21 protein-coding genes are annotated in these 25184 nt (G+C 54.2%); 10 read left to right on the plus strand and 11 right to left on the minus strand.

Annotated features, from left to right (window positions below):
- Window position 1 precedes the first annotated feature (1 nt).
- The 3 genes from BOC67_RS23605 (at window position 2) to BOC67_RS23615 (ending at window position 4934) form a co-directional block, all read left to right on the plus strand.
- A complete protein-coding gene (locus BOC67_RS23605; RefSeq protein WP_291914391.1) occupies window positions 2–2209 on the plus strand; it encodes a peptidase domain-containing ABC transporter in 2208 nt (735 codons plus the stop codon).
- Window positions 2199–3500 (plus strand): HlyD family efflux transporter periplasmic adaptor subunit, encoded by a 1302-nt coding sequence (locus BOC67_RS23610; RefSeq protein ID WP_291914395.1) that lies wholly within the window; start codon window positions 2199–2201, stop codon window positions 3498–3500. Before BOC67_RS23605 ends, BOC67_RS23610 begins: the two co-directional genes overlap by 11 nt.
- Window positions 3501–3605: 105 nt before the next feature.
- Window positions 3606–4934, plus strand: coding sequence for a glycosyl hydrolase family 28 protein (locus tag BOC67_RS23615; protein ID WP_291914397.1), 1329 nt, complete (start codon window positions 3606–3608; stop codon window positions 4932–4934).
- Between the two features lie 80 nt (window positions 4935–5014).
- Here the strand turns inward: BOC67_RS23615 and BOC67_RS23620 are convergent, their stop codons facing one another.
- From BOC67_RS23620 to BOC67_RS23655, 8 genes are all read right to left on the minus strand, one after another.
- Window positions 5015–7525, minus strand: coding sequence for a zinc-dependent metalloprotease (locus tag BOC67_RS23620; protein ID WP_291914400.1), 2511 nt, complete (start codon window positions 7523–7525; stop codon window positions 5015–5017).
- Window positions 7526–7575: 50 nt separating this feature from the next.
- Window positions 7576–8442, minus strand: a complete 867-nt coding sequence (locus BOC67_RS23625; RefSeq protein WP_291914403.1) for a peroxiredoxin — start codon at window positions 8440–8442, stop codon at window positions 7576–7578.
- Window positions 8443–8528: 86 nt separating this feature from the next.
- Window positions 8529–9995 (minus strand): PKD-like family lipoprotein, encoded by a 1467-nt coding sequence (locus BOC67_RS23630; protein ID WP_291914405.1) that lies wholly within the window; start codon window positions 9993–9995, stop codon window positions 8529–8531.
- A 19-nt stretch (window positions 9996–10014) separates the two neighbouring features.
- On the minus strand, window positions 10015–10839 hold the full coding sequence (locus tag BOC67_RS23635) for a DUF4843 domain-containing protein (RefSeq protein ID WP_291914407.1): 825 nt from the start codon (window positions 10837–10839) through the stop codon (window positions 10015–10017).
- A gap of 8 nt (window positions 10840–10847) precedes the next feature.
- Window positions 10848–12347, minus strand: a complete 1500-nt coding sequence (locus BOC67_RS23640; RefSeq protein WP_291914409.1) for a RagB/SusD family nutrient uptake outer membrane protein — start codon at window positions 12345–12347, stop codon at window positions 10848–10850.
- A 12-nt stretch (window positions 12348–12359) separates the two neighbouring features.
- Window positions 12360–15713 (minus strand): SusC/RagA family TonB-linked outer membrane protein, encoded by a 3354-nt coding sequence (locus tag BOC67_RS23645; RefSeq protein ID WP_291914412.1) that lies wholly within the window; start codon window positions 15711–15713, stop codon window positions 12360–12362.
- Window positions 15714–16046: 333 nt separating this feature from the next.
- Window positions 16047–17261 (minus strand): FecR family protein, encoded by a 1215-nt coding sequence (locus BOC67_RS23650; RefSeq protein ID WP_291914414.1) that lies wholly within the window; start codon window positions 17259–17261, stop codon window positions 16047–16049.
- A 54-nt stretch (window positions 17262–17315) separates the two neighbouring features.
- Window positions 17316–17900, minus strand: coding sequence for a sigma-70 family RNA polymerase sigma factor (locus BOC67_RS23655; RefSeq protein WP_291914417.1), 585 nt, complete (start codon window positions 17898–17900; stop codon window positions 17316–17318).
- 128 nt (window positions 17901–18028) lie between these two features.
- Here BOC67_RS23655 and BOC67_RS23660 point away from each other — a divergent pair, with 128 nt between their 5' ends.
- A complete protein-coding gene (locus tag BOC67_RS23660; RefSeq protein WP_291914420.1) occupies window positions 18029–18478 on the plus strand; it encodes a hypothetical protein in 450 nt (149 codons plus the stop codon).
- Between the two features lie 186 nt (window positions 18479–18664).
- Here the strand turns inward: BOC67_RS23660 and BOC67_RS23665 are convergent, their stop codons facing one another.
- The 3 genes from BOC67_RS23665 to BOC67_RS23675 form a co-directional block, all read right to left on the minus strand.
- Entirely contained in the window at window positions 18665–19513 is an 849-nt protein-coding gene (locus BOC67_RS23665; RefSeq protein ID WP_291914423.1) for a hypothetical protein, read from the minus strand.
- A gap of 5 nt (window positions 19514–19518) precedes the next feature.
- Window positions 19519–20670, minus strand: coding sequence for a hypothetical protein (locus BOC67_RS23670; RefSeq protein ID WP_291914426.1), 1152 nt, complete (start codon window positions 20668–20670; stop codon window positions 19519–19521).
- 202 nt (window positions 20671–20872) lie between these two features.
- Complete coding sequence (locus tag BOC67_RS23675; protein WP_291914429.1) at window positions 20873–21379, minus strand: GNAT family N-acetyltransferase; 507 nt, start codon at window positions 21377–21379, stop codon at window positions 20873–20875.
- Window positions 21380–21572: 193 nt separating this feature from the next.
- Here BOC67_RS23675 and BOC67_RS23680 point away from each other — a divergent pair, with 193 nt between their 5' ends.
- From BOC67_RS23680 to BOC67_RS23705, 6 genes are all read left to right on the plus strand, one after another.
- Entirely contained in the window at window positions 21573–22127 is a 555-nt protein-coding gene (locus BOC67_RS23680) for an NADPH-dependent FMN reductase (protein ID WP_291914431.1), read from the plus strand.
- A gap of 18 nt (window positions 22128–22145) precedes the next feature.
- Entirely contained in the window at window positions 22146–23171 is a 1026-nt protein-coding gene (locus BOC67_RS23685) for an NAD(P)-dependent alcohol dehydrogenase (RefSeq protein ID WP_291914433.1), read from the plus strand.
- Between the two features lie 236 nt (window positions 23172–23407).
- Window positions 23408–23734 (plus strand): helix-turn-helix transcriptional regulator, encoded by a 327-nt coding sequence (locus tag BOC67_RS23690; RefSeq protein WP_291914436.1) that lies wholly within the window; start codon window positions 23408–23410, stop codon window positions 23732–23734.
- 3 nt (window positions 23735–23737) lie between these two features.
- Window positions 23738–24205, plus strand: coding sequence for an SRPBCC domain-containing protein (locus BOC67_RS23695; protein ID WP_291914440.1), 468 nt, complete (start codon window positions 23738–23740; stop codon window positions 24203–24205).
- A 5-nt stretch (window positions 24206–24210) separates the two neighbouring features.
- A complete protein-coding gene (locus tag BOC67_RS23700; protein ID WP_291914444.1) occupies window positions 24211–24594 on the plus strand; it encodes a DoxX family protein in 384 nt (127 codons plus the stop codon).
- 10 nt (window positions 24595–24604) lie between these two features.
- Window positions 24605–25183, plus strand: coding sequence for a YdeI family protein (locus BOC67_RS23705; protein ID WP_291914446.1), 579 nt, complete (start codon window positions 24605–24607; stop codon window positions 25181–25183).
- Window position 25184: the final 1 nt, after the last annotated feature.

Below are 25184 nucleotides of genomic sequence, written 5' to 3' on the forward strand. Positions count from 1 at the left end.
TATGAAGCTGAAAGCATTCCCTTTTTATATGCAACCGGACAGGAAGGACTGCGGCCCGACCTGCATCAGGATCATCAGTCGCCACTACGGCCGGCTGACGGACCTGGAAGCGATCCGCTCCCTGGCGGAAACCACGCGGGAAGGCAGCTCACTCCTGGGGCTCTCTGCCGCCGCAGAGGGACTGGGATTTAAAACGCTGGCGGTTAAAATTGACTTCACCACCCTCATGGAAGAAGCGCCGCTGCCCTGCATCTGTCACTGGGGCCAGCAACATTTTGTCGTAGTGTACGATATTAAAAAATCCGGCGGTAATACCACCGTGTACGTATCTGATCCTGCCTACGGGTTGATTAAATATTCCAAACAGGAATTTATTGATGGCTGGATGGGCCGTGGCAAAAAGGAAACTGATGAAGAAGGGATTGCCCTGTTGCTGGAACCTACCCCTGCGTTTTATGAGGCCGATTCCTCTGCCCCCCGTAACCGGAAAAATTTTTCCTTCCTCTTCTCTTACTTCTCCCGCTATAAAAAACTAATGGTACAGCTGAGCCTTGGCCTGCTTGCAGGCAGCCTGCTGTCCCTGATCTTCCCTTTCCTGACGCAAAGCATTGTAGATATCGGGATTCAAAACCACGATATCAACTTTATTTACCTTGTCCTGCTGGCGCAGGTAATGCTTTTTTTGGGGAGAATGGGAATTGAGCTGACGCGCAGCTGGATCCTGTTGCACCTGTCCAGCCGCATCAATATTACCATCGTCTCCGATTTCTTCATCAAATTGATGAAGCTCCCGATCAGCTATTTCGATACCCGCATGACAGGCGACATCATGCAGCGCATCAGCGATCATCAGCGCATTGAACAACTGCTCACCAACTCTTCCCTCAACACCTTATTCTCCCTGGTGAACCTCGTGATATTCAGCGTGGTGCTGCTGCTCTACGATTATCGCCTTTTCCTCATCTACCTCCTCGGGGCAGGCCTGTCCGTAGCCTGGATCGCCTTCTTTCTTAAGAAGCGGAAAGAGCTGGACTACAAACGGTTTTCCCAGGTGTCGCAGGAGCAAAGCAAGGTGATTGAACTGGTGAACGGCATGCAGGAAATCAAAATGCATAACGCGGAAAAACAAATGCGCTGGGGCTGGGAGTTCATGCAGGTGAAGCTCTTTAAGATACAGATAAAAGCATTGTCCCTCGAACAATGGCAAACCGTAGGTTCCAATTTCATCAACCAGGTGAAGGATATCTTCGTCAGCTTCCTGGCCGCTAAGCTGGTGCTGGACGGGAATATTACCCTGGGTATGATGCTATCCGTACAATACATCATCGGGCAGCTGAACGGCCCGCTGATCCAGCTGATGGACTTCGTAAAGCAACTGCAGGACGCAAAAATTTCCCTGGAAAGGCTGGGTGAAATTCATAATAAGGAGGACGAAGAACGGCCGGAGACGCAGATCCCGGCCGATTTGCCGGAGCAGGACATCGCGCTGGACAACGTCACCTTCCGTTACACCGGCGCTGGCGCCCCGGTATTCGAAAACCTCAGCCTCCGCATCCCGCATCGCAAAACCACCGCCATTGTTGGAGCCAGCGGCAGCGGCAAAACCACGCTGCTCAAGCTGCTCATGAAATTCTACGAACCGGGCGAAGGAGAGATTAAAATCGGGAATGTGCAACTCCAGCATGTTTCCGCGCGCTACTGGCGGGAGCAATGCGGCGTGGTCATGCAGGACGGCTATGTATTCAACGATACCATTGCGCGCAACATCGCCGTAGGCCGGGATGATATTGACCGCAGGCAACTGCGCCAGGCCGTGGAAGTGGCCTGCATAAAGGACTTCGTGGAAAGCCTGCCCCTCAGTTATAACTCCAGAATAGGCAACGAAGGCATCGGCATCAGCGGCGGACAACGGCAGCGGCTCTTCATTGCCCGCGCCGTGTACAAAGCGCCGGAATACCTGTTTTTTGACGAAGCTACCAGCGCCCTGGACGCCAATACGGAAAAGGCCATCATGGGCAACCTGGAAGCATTCCTGAAAGGGAAAACCGCAGTCATCATCGCGCACCGGCTTTCTACTGTGAAAAATGCAGACAAGATCATCGTGCTGGATAAAGGCAAAGTAGTGGAAGAAGGCAGCCATGAGGAACTGGTGGCCCTCCGCAGGGAATATTACCGACTTGTAAAAAATCAGCTGGAACTTGGAAACTAAAAAAGAAATACTGGACACCATACAATTGCATTCCGAAGGAGTGCAGGATATCCTTACGCAGCCGCCCGGCTGGATGGTACGTTGCGGGAACACGGTGATTTTCGCGATACTGTTGCTTACCCTGGTGATGAGCTACCTGATCAAATACCCGGAGTTTGTACCCGCCACGGCCATCATATCTTCCCAAACCCCCCCGGAGAAACTGGAAGCCAGGACCAATACCCGGATCGCGCAAATTTTTGTGGAAGACCATCAGCAGGTACAGGCAGGGCAGCTGCTCCTGGTGCTGGAATCCACTGCGGACTACCGGGATGTGATGCGCCTGCGCCGGATCGTGGATTCCCTGGACGCCGGGGGAGTAGCGCAGTTCCCGGTGGACCTGGTGCGGAATTTTAAATTAGGGGATATCCAGGGAGATTATAACGCGTTTGCAAAAGCGCTGATCGACGAACGGCTGTACGCCCGCCTGCAGCCCTATTCCCCAGAATACGCGGCCGCGGAAAAGGGACTGTCCGAATCCCGCAGCCGCATCCGCAGCCTGCTCCTGCAAAAAAAGCTGGAAGAGACGAAATACGAAGTATCCAAACGGGAATACGAGCGTTACTCGGAACTCTTCCGGGAAAGAGTAGTGTCTGCCTCGGAATTCAACCAGGAAAAACTCAAATTCCTGCAGGCGGAGCAGAACCTGGAAAATATCAACCTCGCCATCTCCCAATTGCAGGAAGGCATCGTCAGCATTGAGAAGACGAGGAGCGGCGCCGCTATCAACGCGCAGAAAGACCAGGTCAGCCTCTCCTCCCAAAGTACGCAGCTCTTTGAGCAGTTGCGCAAATCCCTCAACGCCTGGGAGCAAAATTACCTGCTGCGCGCTGCCGGCGCCGGTGTGGTCAGCTTCCAGCAACTGCTCGCTGCCAATCAATACGTGAAAGCGGGAGATGTGCTGCTCTCCGTTATGCCGGTAGAAAACGCCCAACCCATCGGCCGGCTGAAGCTCCCCGCCGTCAACTCCGGCAAGGTGAAGGAAGGCCAGAAGGTGCTGCTGAAGCTGGATAACTACCCTTACCAGGAGTTTGGACTGGTGGAAGGCAGGGTGAAAAATATCACCAATGCGCCGGATAAAGACGGGAATTACTTTGCGACCATCGTGCTGCCCCATGGCCTCCAAACGTCCTACCAGCGCACGTTACCCTTTGATAAGGAACTGAAGGGCAGTGCGGAAGTGGTCACGGCGGACCTGCGGCTGCTGGAACGCTTCTTCTACCAGGTGCGGAAGCTGCTGCGCTACGGGTAAACCCATTGCAGGACGGTACAGGATAATCATCCCATGGTTGTATTGTATATTGTTGGTTGCGCTGGAATGAGGGCGCAGCAATTATATAATTCACACGTTTGCACCATGAAACAACTGATAGTACTTGTTACCTGCTCCGCTTTGGCTGCCGGCTTTGGCTTCAGCAAAACCGGGATACCGCCGCATCATCACGCGGCGTCCGAAACGCAGAAAGTAAAGCGATACCTGGTTACGGACTATGGCGCCAGGGGCGACAGCAGTACGCTCAATACCAAAGCCATCCAATCCGCTATTGATAAATGCGCTGCCGCCGGCGGCGGGGTGGTAGTCATACCCAAAGGCATTTTCCGCAGCGGTTCCCTCTTCCTGAAAAAAGGCGTGAACCTGGAACTCAGGGAAGGCGCGGTGCTCAAAGGCTCTACTGACATTAACGACTATCCGAAAATAAATACCCGCATCGAAGGGCATTTCGAAATGTGGCGCGCCGCCCTGATCAATGCCGATGGGACGGACCACCTGCGTATAACGGGCACGGGTACACTGGACGGCAGCGGCGCTCCCTTCTGGAAGCAATTCTGGGATGCCCGTGCGAAGGATAATAAAACAAAGAACCTGGATGTGGAACGCCCCCGGCTCATGCTTGTCCAAAATGCAAAAGACGTGCAGATCAGCGGCATTCACTTCCTCAACTCCGGCTTCTGGAACCTGCATATCTACAAATGCGGCAACGTAGTGGTAAAGAATTGCAGCTTTATTGCGCCGGCCGTATCCAAACCGGATAACCACGCGCCCAGCTCCGATGGTATTGATGTGGACAGCTCCCGGGATGTACTGATCGCCGGTTGCTTCTTCTCCGTCGGGGACGACTGCATCGCCCTCAAAGGTACCAAAGGCCCCTTTGCCGCTAAGGACGAGAGTAGTCCGCCCGTGGAGCGTGTAACCATTACCGATTGCATCGTGGAAAAAGGCGGCGGCATCGTTACCTGCGGCAGCGAAGCTACCATCGTAAAAGATGTGGTGGTGAAAAACTGCATCACCCGCGGCCCTACCGTACTGCGCCTGAAGCTGCGCCCGGATACCCCGCAGCATTATGAAAACATCCTCCTGGAAAACATCACCCTGGAAAATGGCGGCATTATCTTCAAAGTATCCCCCTGGAGCCAGTATTTCGACCTGATGGGGCAGGAGCCACCCAGCTCAGTGGTGCGGAATGTGCGCATCAAAAACATCCATGGCAATGCCCAATCCTGGGGCGAACTCTTTGGCCACGCCAAAGCTGCTATCAGCGATATTTCCGTTACCGACGCCAGCCTGCAACTCTCGGACCCGGGCCTGAAGCTCGGCAATGTGCAGGGGCTGACTTCCAGCAACGTCACCGTCAACGGTCAATCCGTGAACCTGGCAGCCTTCAAACAAAACGTAGCCATCAAGTAAGCAAATAAAAAAGGTTGCAGGTAAAAACCTGCAACCGCTTCTTCGATTTTGCTTATGAGAATGGGTTATACCAAAAGAACTTATTTACTGTCGAACTCCTTTCCTTCCAATATCCACGTGATCCTGCTTTCCATATCCTGCAGGTGATATTTTGAAATACCGGCCTGCATTGGTATGGCCCTGCGGATATCGCTGCGGAGCATTGCCAGCTGCGCCCGTACCAGCGTGGACGCATCGTTGCCCGTTGGGTCAGGATTGAGGTAGAAGATGGTACCGTTGCCATTGTTACGGGCCACAATTTCATTCACCTGCTTAAAGGCTTTCTTCGCCTGATCTATGTACAGCTTCTGCAGGTTGCGGCGATACACATCAATAGGCTTATTATTGTATAATTCCGACCAGATGCCCTTGCGCAGGTCGTCCAGCATTTCCGAGGCTGTATAGGTCTTCATACCGCTGTTCAGCGCCTCATCGCGGGTGAGGCCCAGGAGGGTACCGGAGCCCATCAGGCGCATGAGTACATTGTACTGCCCTACGGAGATGAAATTGCTGCCATCCGTGCCGGTAAGGGCGGTCAGCGTATCATTGATGAGCCATTTGGGCGTTGTAAAGAGGTAGTCGTTCAGGAATTTCATCGCTTCCTTCTGTTGCTGGTAAGGCACGGGCGCTAACTGTACGCCTGGCTGTTCCACGCTTTTGAAGGTCTGGAAATTACCGCCAATGCTCTTCATCACCTGCGCGCCAAAGAGGATGTACTGGCGCAACACCGTTTCGTACATGGTTTTCAGGTTGTCGTAACCTTCGTTGGGTACGCGGGTCCAGGTACGCAGCTGCGGCAACACGCGCTGCAGGTTTTTGATCCCGTATTTAGCCGCCACTACATTGTTATCACCGAGGTCCTCGCTCTGGCTCCGGGGGTCGGAGAAGGCGTTTTCGCTGCCAAAGAACAGGCGTGGATTGGCCCGCAGGCTATCAATGATCAGCTTATTCAGGAAAGGCATCTCTTCGTTGGGTGATTTAAACTGCGGGTACCAGCGGTAACCGTATTGAATCGCCCATCTATCGTACTCGCCTATACGCGGGAAGATGCCTTTCTCGCTGATCCCGTCCTCCGGTTGCGCTACCCAGTTGAAGCGGGCATAGTCCATGATGGAAGGGGTGTGGCCATTGGCCTCCACCCAGGCTTTATCCCGCAGCTTTTCCACCGGCACGGTGGAGCTGGAGCCGAAGTTATGTGCCAACCCCAGGGTGTGCCCTACTTCGTGGCTGGATACAAAGCGGATCAGTTGCCCCATCAGCTCATCATCAAACTCCATTTTGCGGGCGCGGGGATCGAGCGGACCTGCCTGCACCATGTACCAGCTGTGCACCAGCGCCATAATGTTGTGGTACCAGTTGATATGGGACTCGATGATTTCGCCGCTGCGGGGGTCGTGTACGTGCGGACCGCTGGCATTGGCTACAGTAGAGGGCTTATAGACAATTACGTTATGCCGCGCATCGTCGATGCTCCAGGTAGAGTCGTTTTCCGGTGCAGGCAGCGCTTTGATGGCATTTTTAAAACCCGCCTGCTCAAATGCCCGCTGCCAGTCGTTTACGCCGGCAATGAGGTAAGGTACCCACTTCTTCGGCGTGGCCGGGTCAATGTAATACACAATAGGTTGCCTGGGTTCTACCAGCTCCCCGCGTTTGTATTTTTCCACGTCCCCGGGTTTGGGTTCCAGTCGCCAGCGGGTGATAAGGTAACGGGCTTTCACGCCTTGCGGATCGGCATCAAAATCCACGTAGCCCCTGGCGAAGAAGCCAACGCGCGCATCCGCATAGCGGGCCTGCATGGGCTCTTTGGGCAGTAGTACCATGGAGCTGTTCAGCTCATAGGTATCCGGGATGGTGGACCCGCCTTGCGCCGCTACCGGCAGGTAGCTGCGCAACGTACGGATCTCTATGTTCATCGGAAAGGCTTTCAGACTGGTGATAAAGGATTTGTCCGGTTGTATGGCGCCGATCTTCAGCGCGGTTTTTACCTGCGGCCCGAAATGAAAGATCTCATTTTCATTGTTCAGGATATCCGTTACATCGATCACAGTGGAGCGGGCCGCTTTATTATAGGCTTTCACGGGGAATACCGCTGCAATAGGCTCCAGGTTGGATTTCAGCACTGCGCGGAACATCCCGTTCTCTGTTGTATCGGTAGAGCGTTCCTGGAAGCGCATTACTTTCAGGAGTATTTTATCGTCCTGCCCTTTGTCGAAATGGATCACGTTTTCCGCGATCTGATCGCCGGCATAACCCGTCATGTTCGGGCGCGGATTGGTAGCCGCCTGGCCGATGCGGTTGACCACGAGGATGGCGCGGGTGAGCATGGAGTCCGGAATCTCGAAGTAATAACGTCCATTCAGGAAATGCACGTTAAACATACCGGTATAGGTTTTAGCCTTGCTGGTGATGACCTGGTCGTAAGGCTTGATGCCCCCTGGCAGACTATCCGTTTTTTTTGCGCTGCTGTCCGCAGGGGCAGTTGTTTTTTGTTGTGCCTGCGCGCCCACGCCCAAAGTGAGCGCGGTAGCAAAGGCGATGTTGAATCTAAGCATGAGTTTTGTTTAAGTAGGTATTGTGGTTGGTGTGTGGGCGCCCGTTGCCGCTATCGCAGCAGCCGCTCCAATTGCATGATCAGCGCCTCTCCGCGCAGGTCCTTTGCAATAATCTTTCCCTTCGGATCAATCAGGAAATTCTGCGGAATGGATTTAACCATATACTTCTTCGCCACCTCGCTATCCCAGAATTTCAGTTCGGATACGTGTCCCCAGGTCAATCCGTCCTTTTCAATGGCTTTCATCCAGTCCGCCCGTTTGCCCGGCTGGTCCAGCGATACAGAGAGTATATCGAAATTTTTATCTTTAAACTGTTGGTAAGCTTTTACCACCACGGGATTCTCTTCCCGGCAAGGGCCGCACCAGCTGGCCCAGAAGTCCACCAGTACGTACTTACCGCGGTAGTCGCTCAGCTGCACCATATGCCCGCTGGTATCCGGCGCGGCAAATGCCGGCGCCACTGCGCCTACCCGCACGGTCATAAACTGATCGATCACTTTTCCCAGGCGTACGCCGGCTTCGCTCTGCCGCACGTTTTTCTTCAACCCGTTGTACAGCGATTTGTACCGCGCAATATCTTCCGGCAGGTAACCCACCACGTCTTTCAGGGCATCCAGGCTGGCCATATAGTCCGGATGTTGTTGGATGAAAGCGATTTCACGGGCTTTACGTTCCTGTTTCAATTTCTTCATCTGGTACCGCCATTCGCCCAGGCCGATGGTATCGTAATGCGCTTTGGCTTTTTGCGCATCGTAATAGTTTTGCTGGCAGGTGGCCAGCCGCTGATCTGCATCCGCGAGGAAGGCTGCCAGCTCCTGCTTTTGAGCGGAGAGTATAGCCGTGTCCGTTATTGCCTGCCGGGCGCTTGCCATGCTGCCGCAACAGCAGGCCAGCGCTAAAAGGATGGTATTTTTCATGTGAGTGGTTTAAAATTTGACGCAAGAACTCCCCTGTACCGGTGCTACTACACCGGCAACAGGAGGGGTTCTCAAAATAATTCCAATTAGAAAACGCGGCTGCCCGAACCTTTTTCCATATAGATGATCGTATTCACACGGCCATCCCCTTCAAAGTTCGGCTGTGCCAGCGGCTGGATCGTACCGATGGAACTGATCTTATGCAGCCATACCTTATAACGGCCATCCTTATACGAAGCAATAGCCAGGTAATCCACGGTGTACGCCACGTTCTGGGCTGGTACCGGGTACTTGATATGCTGTATGTCCGTCACTGTTTCGCCGGCCGGCAGTGTCACCTGCAAACGCTCCGTGGTGGTTGTAATGTCTGTCAGGTAAACCTGGTTGCCAATCGCATAGTAAATGTAATCGGCATCATAGTTCCCGGCAATCTTATCGGCTTTCATCAGTCCATGCGTAGCCGGCAGCGTATCCCGCTTCATGATCAGCGAATCGTTGCCGAGGAGGAAGCCATACAGGGTGTTCAGCTTATACAGCATGCCGCGCTGGTCAGGCATTTTAAACAGGGTAAACGCCACGCTGCGGATGCCGGGGTAGCCACCCAGCCAGACGAGGTCCGCATTCATGTTCTTCAGGTCGTTGCCATTCTTGCCCAGCGCTGAAAATGCAGGCCCGTTGTAGCAAAACATGGATTTTGTTTTAAGGTCCCAGCCCAGGTCCATAGCGCCTACCACCGCCAGTGAGGATACGGTGTAGGTCTGCGGCAGGTTGGTAAACAGCGCGCCCTTGGTCATGCAATAGGCCCGGTTGTCGTTGATCAGCATCAGGTTGCCGGAAGCCATCGGCTGGAAGACGTTCTGTGGCTTACGGTTGGCAGGCTTGGAGAAGAACATGCTGTCAAATCCATACACCTGCGCGCCATTGCTCACCCGGTAGATGGCGGCATCGTTTTCGGACAGTACCACCAGGCCGCCGAAGAGGTCGGAGGAGGTGAGCGTGGTATGCAGGTCCCCGGAGTAGAGGCCTTTCACGGCGTTGCCGTCCAGGCTGCGGCCGTTGTTGTAAAAGGCAATCCAGTTGTCGATCCTGCCGGTTTTATCTATGAAGTCGATATCCGTTTTCCCGTTGTTGTCCTTCACCAGGTACCAGCCGTTCTCGTTGCGGGTAGATACGTTGAAGATGATGGTCTTCAGCTTTACCACGCCGCTGCGTTTATCCTTCACGTTAAACACGAGGTAGTAACGGCCCGGGTCCAGCATTACCGGCAGGTTGATGTTTTTGGTAAAAGCCAGGGTATCTGTTTTGTTTTTATTGCCGTAGAGCGATAAAAAGTTCGCGCTGATATTGGTCCAGTAATATTCGTAAGAATCGGCTGCGGCCACAACCGGGGCCAGCTGCAGCGTATCGCGGTGGGTGTACAGGTTGATGGTATCCGGCACGCCCGTCACGTCAAAGGCTGGCAGTGGCTGCGCAGGGCCGGTACTTTTATCTTTCATACAGCCGAAAGCCAGTATGCCGGCCAGTCCTATAAGGAGTACATTAATGCGTTTCATGTGATCGTTGGTTGATGGATTAAGGGAATGTAATGGCAGGGCTGGTAGGCGAAGCAGTTTCGCGCACCGGCGCTTTGCCGCTGGCAATATTGGCAGGGTCGCTGTTAAACGCCGCCAGCGCCTCCCTGAGAACGGTGGCAAACTGCCGCAGCGCTCCGCTGGTGCTGGCCGCCTGGAACCACTCCTCGTCGATATTTTGCTTCAATACATCAATCATGAACTGGTGCTTACCTACGCTGTATTTGTTAAACCAGATATAGGCCGGCGCCAGGCCATTATCCACCTGCCAGGATTTGAACCGCTCCAGGTGGTCGGAAAACGTCAGGGTTTTGGCCATAGCCGCCTTCTCGCCCAACCCGAATTCTTCGTTGGCTACCAGCTGTACCCGCAGGCGGTAGGTATTCGTAGCAAGGCTGGTATCCCTCAATAAAATAACCGGAATTTTAGCGGTAGCCTGGTTGGCTTTTACGACCATCAACGCTTGTAGGGCTTTGTCGTTAAAGTCCACATAATGCACCCCCGGCATGGCTTTGTAAGGCAGCTCCGTGGCCACGCTGTCAATAATGGCATTGGTGACCGGGTCACGTTTATACGTGTACGTTACCTCCGGCAGCTGCATCAGCTTCACCGGGCGGTCGTGCGGCGCTATGCCGCCAATGGTATTTACGTCTATATACACCGTATCCCTTACTATACTTTTAGCCTTAAACACAAACGTAGCGGTTTGTGTAACCGTGTCCGACATCTGCACCCTGGCGATATCGCTGTAAGACAGGTATGGCACTTTTTTGCAGCCGGCAGCGGTTACGAAGGCAACAGCGCAAAAGCAGATAATATTTTTCATGGCTGTAATTACTTGTTGTTATAATTGATTTCCCGGTCCGGTTTAGGAACCACATACCTGGCAGTGTTGCCGGTGTAGTAAGTGTAGGTCCAGCTGGCCGGCAGCGTGGCCACGTTGTAGCGCTTGTAGGTGAAAAACGTTTGTCCTTCCCCGTAGAACTCGCGCACGTACTCCCGGATCATTTTATTCTTCCGGTCCGTTTCCCAGGAGGAGGCATTGAACCCGGAAGGGAAGGGGATGCCCTTCTCGCTGCAATAAGCGCGGTACCAGGTTTCCGCCGCATCTTTGGTGGCGGCGCATTCCGTCAGTATCAGGTACATTTCGCTCAGGCGCAGCAGCGGCGCCTGCAATACGGGTGAAGACGCCCTTTGGAGGAACTTGCGGTACATCACGTACGCGGAGTTGCTCGTCTTATACACCCACATCTCTTTCCACCTTACGTCAGACGTACGCTCCGCTACCGGGAACAGGTTGTTGAGGTAATAAAACCCATCCTGCACGTTAAAGTCGTTACGCACCAGCCCGCCGCTTTCCCCAAAAGTGCTGCTGGCAATGCTTTCCAGGTTGTACACGCTCAGGGCGGCAATATGCTCCGGCGACATCAGGTAGTCTCCCGCCACCCGGTCGCTCTCACGGCCAAGCCTAAACGTAGGCTTGCCGTTATGATCCGTCGCGCCAACTACCGCCTGCGCATATTGCGCCGCCTTCGCCTTGCTGGCCGGGTCCGCGGCGGAGAGGTACATATACACGCGGGCTTTCAGCGCCAGCACGGCATAGTAGTTGAACCTGATCTGCCGGTACATGTAAAAGTTATCCGCTACCACGGGCTGGTCGCTGGAACTGGAGGAAGGATTCAGTTCCGCCAGGGAATAGATGGTAATCGGGTCCTTGTCTTTCATCAGCGCCTCCGCGGCATCCAGGTCTGCCAGGATGTTTTTGGCGAACTCCTGGTAGTTAACAGGCGTAATAATTTCATGCGTAACCTCCGTTACGTACGGCAGCAGTACCGTAGTACCGGGATTATCCGGCATCGGGCCAAACATCCGCAACACGTCAAAATGGTTGAACGCGCGCAGCGCCAGCGCTTCGCCTTTGATGAGGGCATAATTGTTCCCGGTGAACAGGGATTTGCGGCTGTCAATGCGCTCCAAAATACTATTCACACTGGCTATGACCTTGTAGAGGTCCGCGTAGGTATTATCCAGGGACGATCTGACCTGCGCATCCGTATAGGTCGCGTTCGAAAGGTTGGTCAGCGTTGGATTGCTGCCCGGCACATCCCAGTTGCGGGCCATGTACTCAATGTTGCCCCACATCAGGTTGTTACCGTAGGTGTTATTGCTTTTCATCTGTATGTAAGCCCCGGTGAGCGCGTCCCGGAAACCCTTCTCCGTACTGAAGATCTGGTCCTTGGTGGTCTGCGCCTGCGGCGTTACGTCCAGGTATTTGTTACAGCTGCTGAACGCCAGCGCGCCGAAAAGTATAGTCGTGATAGTTAGTTGCTTCATGATCGGTCTGGTTTAGAAAGTGGCAAACACGTTAAAGGATACCTGCCGGGTAAACGGATAATCCAGTCCGCGCTCCTGCTTCACCGTAGAGAGGTAAAACAGCTCGCCGGTGTTGGCGGACAGCGTGAGGGCCTGTAAGCCGATGCGTTGCAGCCATGCGCGGTCCAGCACGTTGTAGTTGATATTGATGTTCTGGCAGGTCAGCGTCGACTCATTCTGCACAAACCTGGAAGAAGGATAGATCACGGAGTAATCGTTGATGCCTTTGAAGAAAGCCTTGTCCCCCGGCTGTTTCCAGCGGTCGGTAAACACCCGCGCATCCACGTTGAAGAATTTATCCGCGCTCTCCACCCGGTCTACCAGCGTTTGGTTGTATATCTGCCCGCCCAGGCGGTAACCGAAGGAGGCGTTCATGCTGATGCCTTTGTAACGCACCAGCGTGCTGAAATTACCCCGGTAGGTAGGCTGGTTCAAGCCCACGGCTACACGGTCCGCCGCGTTCCAGGAGTAGGTCACCTCCCCGTTGCGGGTGAGGAACAGCTCCCGGCCCGTGCTGGGGTCTATCCCCAGGGAACGTACTGCGTAAATCGTGTTTTGTGAAGCGCCCTCCCGGATGATCTTATTCGGCGTGCTGCCGCTGGTTTGCAGGGCAAGCTTGTCGTTAGCCGCTTTCATGGCCTGGGAGAGCTGCACGATGCGATCCGTATTGTGGGCAATATTGCCGGTAACGGACCAGTACAGCCGGCGGGCATCGTTCTGGATCAGCATCAGCGTGGCGCTGGCCTGCCAGCCCTGTTGCTCCAGCTGGCCGATGTTCTCGATGTAACTGGTGAAACCGTTGGAATAAGGCAGCTCCAGGGAGCTTAACAGGTTGGACGTTCTTTCCTTATACAGGTCCACCACGATGTTGATGCGGCTCCGGAAAAATTCCGCTTCCACGCCGCCATTGTATTTCTGGTTTTTCTGCCATTGCAGGTTGGGATTACCCAGCGAATTCTGGGTAGCGCCCAGCCAGTTTTTGTAATGGTCGTTGATGATGTAACCATAGGTAGCCAGTGGTTGATACGCGGCAAACGCCTGGTTGCCGGTAACGCCGTAGGAACCGCGCAATTTCAGCCTGTTCACAAACTGCAGGTTATCGTGGATGAAATTGATGTGATGCAGGTTCCATCCGGCGCCCAGGGAATAGAAAGGAGCAAAGCGGCTGTTGGTGCCAAATTGGGAAGCCCCGTCCACACGGTAGCTGGCGTCGGCAAAGTAGCGGTCGTCATAACTGTAGCTTACGTTGCCCACGGCGCTCACCCTGCGGGTAGTGGCCTCTGTGCCGCCGGGCTTACCGTCTTTCTTGTATTGCAGGGCCATGCCCAGGAAATCGATGCTGGCATCAGGAAACCCTTCCGCCGAAAAAGTATAGTTGGTGCTTTTATCTTCCGCGGCTTCCAGTTGCGCGCCTATGCTCAGGTAATGCAATCCCTTAAAGAGGTTGCTGTATTGGAGGTTGAGCGTACCGGTATAGCTGAACGACCTGCCGCTGCCATAGTCATAGCTGCCTTTCCGCAGGATGTCCGCATCGCTGTAGCCCGCAAAGGCAGAGTGCTCCGCCGGTTTAAACACATCGGAGTTGGCGTTGGTGGCGTTGATGCCCAGGCCGCCCCGGACGGTGAAGTGATCGATGGGCGACCAGTCCACCTGGAAGTTGTTGATGATATTCAGGTACTGGCTGCGGTCAAACGTATTCAGCGTGGCGTCGTACATCGGGTTGGCGTAAGGCTTTCCGCCGGTGCCGTTGTTCTGCACCCAGTAATCGTAACTGAATGGGGTAAAGGTTTTCACGATATGGCCGGCCGAGTCGTACGGGCTCCAATATGGATTGAGCTTTACGTAATCGCCAAAGGAGCCCCAGGGCGACTGGTTCGCCTTGATGCTGCCCACGGTGAGGCTGTTCCTGAAATTGAGTTTTTTAAGGCGGTAGGAGAGGTCTACGGTGCCGTTGATGGTCTGCCTGTCGGAGCCCTTCATGACACCCTGTATTTTATGAAGATCGCCGATGAGGGCGTAACGGAAAGCGGCGTCGCCACCTTCCAGGCGCAGGGAATGCTGCTGATCCACCCCGTTCCGCAATGGCTGTGCCATCCAGTCGGTGTTCACGCCGCTTTCCACCAACCCTTTCACCTGGTTGTAATAGGTTTGCAGGTTGATGTTTTGCTGCGGACTTTTGGTAGAATTGTAATAGAACCCGGAGAGCCGCTCCAGCTCCAGCTTATCGCGGGCGTTGAGCAGGTGGTAGGAGCTGAGATCCGGCGTGCTGAGGTTGATCCCTCCCCGGTAGGTGAGGCGCAGCTTACCTGCTACGGGCTCTTTGGTGGTGATTACGATCACCCCGTTGGAGCCGCGGGAGCCATAGATAGCCGTTGCCGGGCCATCCTTCAGCAGCGTGATGGTGGCAATCTCGTTGGTGTTGAGGTCCATCATGCGTTGCAGCGTGATGGGAAAGCCGTCCATGATAATGAGCGGGGTGTTGATGAGGGCGGAAGTATTATCCTGTAGCTGATCGATGTTAGGCAGGTTCCTGTTGCCCCGCAGCTGGATATCGGGCAGGTGGTTCGGGTCGGACCCGAAGTTGTTATCCGGCACCACATAGAAGGAAGGATCGATATTCCCGAGCGTAACAAAGATGTTCCTTCCCTGGAACTGCTGAATCTCTTTGGCGGTAATGGTCTTAGCCGCGCCGGTATAGGATTCCTTCGCTTTGTTGAAGATACCGGTTACCACCACGTTGTTGATGGAGGAAACGGTGGGCGCCATCACGATGGATGCCTGCTTTTCCTTGCGGACGGTGTATTGCACGGGGCGGTAGCCCACGAAGGAGATGAGCAGCACATCCCCGGGGGCGGCCTCGATCTGGAAGTTGCCCTGCGCGTCCGTAGAGGCGGTGGCAGGCTTGCCCTTCACCCGGATGGTGGCCCCTGGCAGCGCGCAGCTGCACACGCTGTCCGCCACATGGCCTGCCACTTTCGGCGCGGGCTGTTGCTCCGCTTCCGCGTTGTTACCGGCCGCAGGTACAGGCGCCGGCCGCGGTGTGATGACGATGGTTTTTGTGCTGGCCTTCAGCTCCATGCGGAACGGCTGGTCCCTGGAGATAATGCGGAGCAGCTCCGGCAGCTCGAAGCTCCCGTTAACGGAAACGGTTTTGGCATTGGCCAGCATGTCCTGGTTGTAGAAGGCCACATAGCCGGTTTGCTGGCGGATGGTCAGCAGGAGCGACTTCACGGGCAGGTTGTAGCCCGACACGGATACGGTCTGCGCTTCCACCGCTGCCTGTACATGAATAAGCGTGACAAAAAGCAAAATAAATGTCAATCTCATAGCAAGAAAAATTGTGGCTGCCCTGGTATTCAGGCCTGGCTTGACTTTCAGGCCACCGGCAGGCAGCGCTTTGGTTGATAACTCCTTCGCCGGAGGTTCCTGAACAGGCATAGCATCCAGGTACGGCTTGGGAAAAGCAGTAAAATCCATAACTTACGTGTTGGTTAGGGTTGATAAAAAAGCAATTCGTCCTAAGAAATTGTTGAAGGGATCAGCCCAGCCGCCGGCCGAGAGTGTTGCAAGCGCTTTCGGCTTTTTGCTGCTGTTCCCTGAGCAAAGCGTCAGGTCATGATACTGTTACGTTTATTGTTAGCATGTTGAATGAGTTGGTATCTATGGCATTACTATCAATTTGCGCCCTTGTAGCTGGAAGTGTACATTGGAGCCTTCCAGTATCTGCAATACGTCCTGTAAAGTGTTCTGTTTGTTGATCTCTCCGCCAAAGCGGGTAGGAGGGATACCTTTCTGGTACACGACTTCTATGTCGTACCAGCGTTCCAGCTGACGCATGACTTCATCAAGGCTGGCATTTTCAAAATTGAATAACCCGTTTTTCCAGGCCATTACCTGGTCGGTATCTACCTGGCTGGTTACTGTCAGCCCCGCGCCGGATGGCTTCACGGTGGCCTGTTGCGCAGGTTTGAGCGTGGCGCTGTGTTGGTAGGCGCTTACCCTTACCGCTCCGCTCAGGAGGGTCGTACGGATGCTGTTTTCGTTGGTATATGCGTTTACGTTAAAGCTGGTGCCCAGCACTTCAATGGTGGCGCCGCCTGCGGTGACGGTGAATGGCGCTTTATCGTTGGCGGCCACTTCAAAGTAGGCCTCGCCTTCTACAGTAATGGCGCGTGTAGTCCCGCTGAAAGCAGTCGGGTATTTGATGGCGCTGGCGGCATTGAGCCATACTTTGGTGCCATCCGGTAATATCAGTTTGAATTGCCGGCCTTTCGGCGTACTCACGGTGTTGTACGCTACTGCGCCGGCCCCGCCGCCGGTGGAGTTATAGGCCAGTTGCCCGTTTTGCAGCACTACGCGGGCGCCGTTCTGGTGGGCGATGACGCCGTTGCCGGCGCTGTCCAGCACCATTTGCGAGCCATCGGCAAGGGTGAGGATGGCTCCTTCCCGGCCAGGCGCTATGGGAGCGCTTTCCCGCAGGGATATGGCGGGCGGCGCAGGGGTGCGTGTATGCTGCCACGTAATGGCAGCGATGCCGATGATCAGGGCGGCAGCGGCGGCGTAGCGGAATACTTTGCCCCGGAAGAAGCTTAGCCGTGGCGCCTGTCCGGCAGGCGCCTGCAGCTGCGCAAGGAAACGGGCCCTGTTCTGCTCCCGGTTGCGCTCAATGCGGTGCCAGGTTTGCAGCATGTCATGAATGGACGCTTCGTGGTGGATTTTTTCCAGCAGGGCAGCGTTGCCGGCGGACTGCCTGCCCCAGGCTTCCAGTTCCTGCAGCTCCGCGGCGGACAGCGCTTCGCCTGTCAGCTGCCGGTGCAGCAGCTGCGCTATCCTGTCAAAAGCATGGTCCATAAATGAATAATCGTCTGTTGGCATGACCCCTCATTTCCAGTATAACAACTGACTATTACAAAGCGTGACAAAAATTTCTTAAAAAAATAAAATACTCAGGAATCGGTCGCTCACTCCTTTTTTCAGGAGGGCTGTTTTCAGCTCCTTAATAGCCCTTCCTTTGCGTTGGCGGAAGTTTTCCATGGTGATGCCCAGTTGTGCGGCCGCATCGGCGGATGGCATGTCCTGCAGGTATAATAATTCCACCACCTGCCGGTACGTTTCCGGGAGGCGCGCTATTTCCTCGTACACGAGGCGCATTAATTCTGATTCCGCCATCAGCGACTCAATACTGACGTCGGTCTCCAGCTGGTCTGACAGGCCGGGGCCGTGCTTTTCCCGTACCCGCAGGTGTTTCAGGTAATTGAGGCTGGCATTGCGGGCCAGCGTAAAAAGGTAGCCCCGGAGCCTCCCGGTGGATTCAAACCGGGCAGGCGCCTGCCATAGCTTCAGCAGGCACTCGGTGGCAATGTCCTCCGCCTGCTGCTGGTCCTGGATAATGCTGAGGGAAAAATAAACCAGGGTACTGTAGTAGGTATCGTATAAAAAGGCGTATGCAGCGGTGTCATTTTCCGCTATAGCTGTAAGCAATGCATCCTCCCCGTATGGTGTTACCCCTGGCAAAATCGATTTTTAAAGGCGGTTTGTCCGGGTACAAACATATAAATAAATTCAGGAAAATACCAGGGGAGGGGAAAAGGGGGAGATACCTGGAAATTTTGTGTAGCTTCAGGGTGGTAAACCCGGCATTTATGAAGGCTTTGTTCCTGTTACTCTTTCTGTTTCCCATGCAGCAATCCCGGATAGCAGATATCCGGTACCAGGTATATTACATCAATACCCACCTGAAGGTATTTAAGCAAAAACAGGTGTCCCACCCGGAAGGCCAAAGCACGGAAGGTGGCATGTCTGTCGCCTACTATGCGAAAGATACGCTCCGGCTGATCACGGATAATACATATTGGGAAAACGGGAAAGAAATAACACAATACTACTTTCACGAGGGCGAACTCATTTTTGCCTACATTATCCGGCTGGCATACAACCGCCCTATCTACGACAAGGATTTTGATTACAACAAGAGTAAAAAGACAGAGCAGCGATACTATTTCTATCATAAAAAAATTATAAAGGGGGGAGATAAGGGAGCCCCTTATCTTTTAGCCGCGCACGACCTGGCATCCAGCCTTCCGCGGCCTTAAACGTGGTTACGTCGTGGCGCGGTTTGATAGGCCTTCCGGGAATCCCTTAGGCTGCTACCGGCCCGGTGCCCGGAAATATCCCTATAGCGGAAACGCCTGCACGGCTCCGGGCAGCCACAGTTTCCTGGCCTATTTTGCCGTACAGGTCAATTCCGTTGAGTGCCTCCTACCTGGTGGATGGCCCGTTTATCTCCCAAACACCGCCTGCCCCTCATTATTCAACCCCGTAAACGGATGCTCCCCACTATCCAGCACCGCTTTCACCAGCTCCACATCCCTGCTCTGCTGGTACAGCACCGTCATCCAAACGGACCAGTTGCCGCTGTACCACGCCGTCATCGCAATCTGTTTGATCAGCATTTCCCGCAGTTCCGCCTTGTTTTCCTCCTGCAGGTTATCCAGCGCTTTGAGGCGTTGCAGCGCTTCCTCCGCCTCCCGCCAGGCGCGCGTGCGCTTGAACATCCGGTTGTCAGCCCTTTCCCGCTCTTCCTGCAGCGGCACCCGCAGCTCCCCGGCAGCTTCGTTGTAATATTCCAGCCGCATATTCAGCTGGAAGTGCGTGATCGTATTCACCGCTTTCTCGTACACCTTTTCTCCCGCCTGTTTATTGGCCACCACAAACACCAGCTCCCTGGGCTCGGAGGAAATCGCCTGCCCGTCCTCTTCCACGATGTACTGCACCTTGCGGAGTTCGTACAGGAATGGACTGTTGACCAGGGAAAAAGTAATATCCCTGTCCGGCCAGAGCATAGCCGCGGCGCTTTCCTTATTGAGCGCCGGCACGCGGATGTGATTACGGCAATCGTTGCAGATCAGCAGCAGGTCGTCCCACTCCTGCAACGTCAGTACCTCCGGCCAGGCGGCCAGGTAGCGGAGATGCTCCACCTGGTAATCGCTCAGCGGCATTTCGCAATAGGAGCAATAGTTGCCCAGCGATTCGATGAGGGCATGATGTATGTCCGTTGTTTGCTTTGCGGCACTGGTAGCGCCAAGCGTATGCAGATAGTCTGGTTGTATTTTTTTTACTGGTCGCATAATCGTTACAGGATTGGAAGGTTATTAATATTGGTACCCGGAAAATAGTACAGTGGCTGACCCGGATCGCAGCTGACGCTACGGAATAACAAATAGATGCTGGGGTTCACGGCAGGCCCTGAAACCATGTAGAAAATCCAGGACCATATTTCAAAGAAACCCGCATTCTTCGCCGTCTGGAAGATCTGCCCCAGCATCAGGTTCCAGCCCTCGGAGCCGGGTGTAAACCGCTGCAGGTTGCTGAGGGAAGTGATGCAGTTGAGCCAGGCAACGGTGCGGTTGGTCACCCTGCGGTCGGAATAATTATCCATCTCATACTGGTTCAGCTGCACAATATCGATAAAGTTATCCTCCATGGCCTGCAGCTTCGGCTTGTCCGGCGAGTTGCCGCCGGAGTTGGTGCCTACCTGCGCCACCACGGCTATGGGTTGCGCAAATCCCACAATCTTTGCCACCACTATATTGCGGTTGATACCTACCATCCGGTTGTTGAAATCCAGCGCAGAATTGTCGCTCAGCCGGGAGCCCGCGCTTGCATTAAAATAAACAACAGGCAGCCCCGCCCAGGTGATCGTACCGGTGTTCGGCCATACCTGCCTTTGCATGCCGCCGTTCATCACATCGGTTAAATTCGTGGGCGTGCCGTTGTACATATTGGCCCAGTTGTAGGATTCGCTCCAGGTGGGTTTGGCGCCTTTATAAGAGTTGCAGGTAGGGCACGACAAAAAGAAGTTCGTGTAATACAGCATCTGGGAAGGGAATACCTGCTTCGGCAGGCAATGCTCCACGGCAAGTGAACTGTCCTGCACCGGCATACCGCAATAGCTGCAGTATTCGCCGTAGTTGTCAATCAGCGCGCCGCGCGCATTGCCGTATTTCACGTTGTCGTTCGTGGAAAAATACGCGATCAGCGCATTGATGAAGTCCGCCGTCTTCTGCGGCAGGCCGCTCCACTTGTCCGCGCCGTTGTTTTGTACCGTCAGCTGCGCCATGAGGTCTAATACCTGCGCGGTAGCATAAGTGCCGGTAGTAGTACCGTTTCCTGCCAGCAGGGGAATGCCGAAGTCGTTCAGGCCATCCATGATGATTTTGGTCCTGGTAGTCATGGCGTCCGGGATGGCATAACCGGGAGTTGGATTCATTAATACAGGTCTCATATCGTTTGTTTTTAGTGGGGACCATCAAGGTCCTTGTTCAGGATAGTGAATGGAAGTTAAGCGCCCTGCCAGCGGGCGTTTGGGGATACCGCTGCATTGCCGGACAAAATTGCCAAACAGCTGGTAGAATTACTATTTCACGATATTTCAAAAAGAGAGGGAGGAGTGGGGTTAACTTAAAAAAAACAGCAGGTATCGCCGCCTACGGCAATACCTTTTCAAACGCTTTACGGGCAGCGCCGCGGAAGTACACTTCCCCGCAATAGGTATAGCCCAGCTTCTCAAAAATTTTCAGCATGCCGGGGTTGTCGAAGTTGGTATCCGCGCGCACGCTGCGTATGCCGCGCTGTTGGGCAAAGCGTTCAATTTCTTTCAGCATCAGCTGCGCCAGGCCTTTCCCGAGTTGACTTTCATCGATGGCTACGCGGTGGTACACGACGAAGTCGCCCTCCGTGAGCCATTTGCCCTCGATGTCCGCATAGGCCGGCTCATTGTTGATCATCACCGCCGTATAACCTGCGATCGCTTCGCCATCCGTCAGCACATAGCCGTAACCGTTAGCCACGTCCTGCTGCACAATCGCTTCGTTGGGATAGCCGTCCTGCCACTGGTTGCTGCCATCGGCTTTCCTTCGGCGGATGGCCTGTTGCAGTATGTTCCAGATGGCGGGAATGTCCGCCGTAACTGCCTGCCGGAATGTATATGCCATTGTATGGGAATGTTTATGGTTCGCTGCAAAGGTCTGTTGTTCCATCCATTTGCAGGAATCTTTTTTTAGATGGAACCGATCGGTAAAAACGATGGATGCCGCCGTAAGTTCCCCGAACTTTTCTTCCCCCCGGTTGTTACCATTGCAGCTTCGTCTTCGCACTTTTTTCACCTATAAAAATTAACGCTAACATATGAGCAAAGTAATTGGCATCATCGCCGGCAGCCTCCGCAAGGAGTCCTTCTCCAAAAAAATCGCCCGGGTAGTGCAGGGCATGGCCCCGGAAGGCTTTGAGTTTAAAATCATCCCGTTGGACGACCTGCCCGTTTACAACCAGGATTTTGATGATCACCAGCAGGTACCGCCGTCCTACGTTACGTTCAGGGATGCCATCCGCGCGCTGGACGGGGTGATATTCATTACGCCGGAATACAACCGCTCCGTGCCGGGCGTGCTGAAGAACGCGCTGGACGTGGCTTCGCGCCCATATGGCAAAAGCGCATGGACGGGCAAGCCGGCGGCCATCTTTAGCAATTCCCCCGGGAATTTATCCGGCTTCGGGGCCAATCATCACCTGCGCCAAAGCCTGGTGTTCCTCAATATGCCTGCCATGGCGCAGCCGGAAGTCTATCTCCACTCGATCAACAAGGATTTTGACGAAGCGGGGAATATGACCAATGAAAGTACCCGCGACTTCCTCAAAAAAGCCGTGGACGCGTTTATCGCCTTCTATAACAAGAATACCTGACGAATAAAAACCATGCATATGAAAGCAGTAAGATTTTTCGGACACAAAGATGTGCGCGTAGTTAACGACATGGAAAAGCCCGTCCCAACAGGCGATGAAGTGCTGCTGAAGATCGGCGCTGCCGGCGTTTGCCATTCGGACCTGCACATCATTGACGAAGGTACCGTGCAGGGCGCCGTGTTCACCCTCGGCCACGAAAACGCCGGCTGGGTGGAGGAAACCGGCCCCAGCGTGAAAGGATTTAAGAAAGGCGACGCCGTGCTGGTGTACGGCCCCTGGGGCTGCGGCCACTGTAAGCCCTGCCAGCATTCGGCGGAAAACTATTGCGACCACCAGTCGGAACTGCCCTTTGGCGGCGGCCTCGGCTTAAACGGCGGCATGGCGGATTATATGCTCGTGCCATCCTCCCGGCTGCTGGTGCCCATCTATGACCTGGACCCCATCGTAGCCGCGCCCCTTACGGATGCCGCGCTCACGCCGTATTCCGCCATCAAGCGCTCGCTGCATAAGCTCATGCCGGATGAATTTGTAGTTGTGATCGGCATCGGCGGACTAGGCCACGTAGCCGTGCAAATCCTCCGGGAAACCACCGGGGCGGCCATTATCGCCTGCGACGTTACGCAGGACAGGCTCGATTTTGCGAAGGAGCTCGGCGCCGCCTACGGCGTCAACTCCAGGGACCCGGACGCGGCGGAGCAGATCAAAAAGATCACGGGTATTAAAAAAGCGAAAGTGGTGCTGGATTTTGTAGGCGCTACCGCCACCATTGAGCTGGGCGCCAAAACCGTTTCCCTCGACGGGGACCTTACCATCGTGGGCCTTGGCGGCGGCAATTTCTCCTACAACATGATGGGCCTGCCCTTTGGCGTGAGCATGACCAACCCTTACTGGGGCAGCCGGACGGAGCTGATGGAGGTCGTAGGACTTGCCCGGCAGCAAAAGATCCATATCAACATCGAAAAGTATCATTTGGATCAGGCGCTCGAAGTGTACGATAAACTCCGGAAGGGTCAAATCAAAGGAAGAGCGGTGTTGATACCATAAATTTTCCTTCGGACGTTTTTTTTGTGAGGAGGGGAAAAATATAGCGCCGCGGCATTTTATTTTTCCCCCCATTATTAAAAAACTACGCCGCCCTATGCCGTATTACCATATAGGCGCGCTAATGCAGCCGCCCCTCCCGACCTAAGCCCCGCAAAGCCCGCATTTTCCCAAAAATCAAAAAATAAATTTGCGTAGTTAAATGGCTACATGTATATTTGTAGTCAAATAGCTACATAATGAATTTACGAAGAGATGTATTTCAGGCAATAGCTGACCCTACCCGGAGGGCCATACTGGTACTGGTGGCGGCCCACGCCATGACCGCCGGCGCCATCGCCGCCAATTTCGACACCGCCAGGCCCACGGTATCCCGGCACCTGGCCATACTCACGGAATGTGAATTATTAAGGCAGGAGCAGAACGGCAGAGAAATTTACTATCATTTAAATCCTGAAAAAATGAAAGAGATCGCCGATTTCATTGAACCGTTCCGCAAACATTGGGACGATAAGTTCAACAAGCTGGAAGACATTATGCGTCAATACAAAACCAAAAAATCATAGCACATGGAAAGGAAAACCCAGGTACGCGCCGAAGACGGGAAACAGGAATTAACCATCACCCGCGAATTTGAACTGCCGGTGGACCTGCTGTTCAGGGCCTACGCCGAGCCGGAAATCATTGAACAATGGATGGGCACCAAAGTGGTGAGCTTCAGCGGTAAGCGGCATGGGCACTGGCAATACCAAACGTCCGACAAGGAAGGCAAGGTGGTATTCAGCGCCAACGGCACTTTTCACGCATTTGAAAAGGATACTAAAATTATCCGGACGTTCGAAATGGAAAACACGGGCTTCGGCGTACAGCTGGAATTCCTGCAGTTTGAACCGCTGACGGAAGATACCAGTAAGCTCACCGTGCATATCCTGTACGGCTCTCCTGCAGAGCGCGACCAGTTTCTGAAAATAGGCATGGATAAAGGCATGAATATGGCCCATAACCGCCTGCAACAAATCGTAGAAAAATTAAAATAAGCGTCATGTCCAAAAGAGATAAAATCATATACTGGATCGCCACCATTTGGCTCTCCCTCGGGATGGTATCCACCGGCATTGTGCAACTCATGCACGTTCCTAAAGACACGGAAATGGTAACGGCCATGGGATACCCCGCCTACCTGCTCACCCTCATCGGCATCTGGAAGCTCCTCGGCGTAGTGGCCGTTTTGGCGCCGCGCTTTCCGCTGGTGAAGGAATGGGCGTACGCAGGATTTTTCTTCTGTATGTCCGGCGCCGTATATTCGCATATCGTATCAGGCCACGGCTTCAGCGATATCTGGCCGCCTATGCTGCTGCTGGCGCTGACTGTTATCTCCTGGTATTTCCGCCCGGCCAGCCGTAAGCTGGCTACCGTTAACGCATAAACGTAATACTATGAATCCTAAGGTAGACGCCTTCATCGACAGAGCCGATAAATGGCAGAAAGAATTTGAAACGCTCCGCAGCATCATGCTCGATTGTCCGCTCGAAGAGGAACTGAAGTGGGGCGTGCCCTGCTACGCTTACCACGGCAAGAACGTAGTGCTGATACATGGTTTTAAAGACTACTGCGCGATCCTGTTCCATAAAGGCAGCCTGATGGCTGATCCGGAAGGGGTGCTGATCCAGCAGACGGAAAACGTGCAGGCAGCCCGGCAGATGCGCTTTACCTCCCTCAAGGAAATAGTAAAGCTGAAAGCGGTCATAAAAGCCTATGTGTACGAGGCCATTGAAATTGAAAAAGCAGGGCTGGAAGTGAAGTTTAAGAAGGCAACGGAATATCCTGTGCCGGAGGAGTTTCAGCAGGAGCTGGATACCCGGCCCGGACTCAAAAAAGCTTTTGAAGCCCTGACCCCCGGCCGGCAACGCGGCTACCTGCTGTATTTTGCCGCTGCCAAACAGGCTAAAACCCGCGCCGCAAGAGTGGAGAAATACCTGGATCATATCCTGGCGGGCAAAGGCCTGGACGACTGAC

The organism is Chitinophaga sp. CB10, from assembly GCA_001870995.2.
Classification (GTDB): Bacteria; Bacteroidota; Bacteroidia; order Chitinophagales; family Chitinophagaceae; genus Chitinophaga.